Genomic DNA, 1,032 nt, shown 5'->3' on the forward strand with positions numbered 1-1,032 from the left:
AGCCGAGCATCACCTGCAGCGCAATTTCGACGTCTGCGGGCTCGACGTGTTCGGCGGGGTTGTGGCTGATGCCATCCTTGCAGCGGATGAACAGCATGGCGGTGGGGCACAGCGCGGCCATGACCATGGCATCGTGCCCCGCGCCCGAGACGAGCCGGCGCACCGGCTGCCCGGCGGCGACGAGCGCATCATCCATCAGGTCCATGAGCACCGGATCGCAGGGGCTCGCAGCGAGATCGTGGACCAGCGCAACGCCCAGTTCCAGCGCGCGCGCCTCGGCGATCTCGCGCAGGCGCTCGAGGATCGCCTCGGCCACGCCGTTGCGCCGTGCTTCGGAGCCCGAGCGCACGTCGATGGTCAAGTGGACTTCGCCCGGAATCACGTTGGCGGCGCCGGGCAGCGCCTCGATGGTGCCGACGGTGGCGACCACATCGGAATTGTCCCCCCGCGCCAGTTGCTCGACCGCGAGTACCATGGCGGCCGCTCCGGCGAGCGGGTCACGGCGCAGGCGCATCGCGGTGGTGCCGGCGTGGCCGGCCATGCCCTTGACGGTGACGCTATAGCGCAGCTGCGCGGCGATGCCGGTGACGGTGCCAACCGCGAGGCCGTCCGCCTCCAGCACCGGACCCTGCTCGATGTGGGCTTCGAGGTAGGCTACCGTCGCGGCGGGCTCGCGGCGGGCGGTCAGATAATCCGCAGCGAACGGCAGCGCCTGAGCGAGCGTGATGCCCTCGGCGTCCACCACATCCAGCGCGGCGACTTCCAGCGTTCCGGCGACCGCGCGGCTGGTCAGCATGGCGGCAGGAAAGCGCGAACCTTCCTCGTCGCCGAAGCCGTAGACCTCGATCGCGAACGGCAGGCGGCGGCCCTGTGCATGGAGCGCGGCCACCGCCTCGATGCCGAGCATCACGCCGAGCGGGCCATCATAGGGGCCGCCATCGCGCACGGAATCGAGATGGCTGCCGATCACCAGTGCCGGGGCGTCAGGACGTTGGCCCTCATAGCGACCGACGAGATTGGCGGCGGCGTCGC

General features: G+C 70.6%; 1 protein-coding gene. It reads right to left on the minus strand.

Annotated features, from left to right (window positions below; all coding sequences use genetic code 11):
* Positions 1-1,032, minus strand: a 1,032-nt coding sequence (locus PMI02_RS20580) for an allantoate amidohydrolase (RefSeq protein WP_007686509.1), incomplete at both ends; no start/stop codon positions are given.

Origin of the sequence: Novosphingobium sp. AP12 (genome assembly GCF_000281975.1) — a bacterium.
GTDB lineage: Bacteria > Pseudomonadota > Alphaproteobacteria > Sphingomonadales > Sphingomonadaceae > Novosphingobium.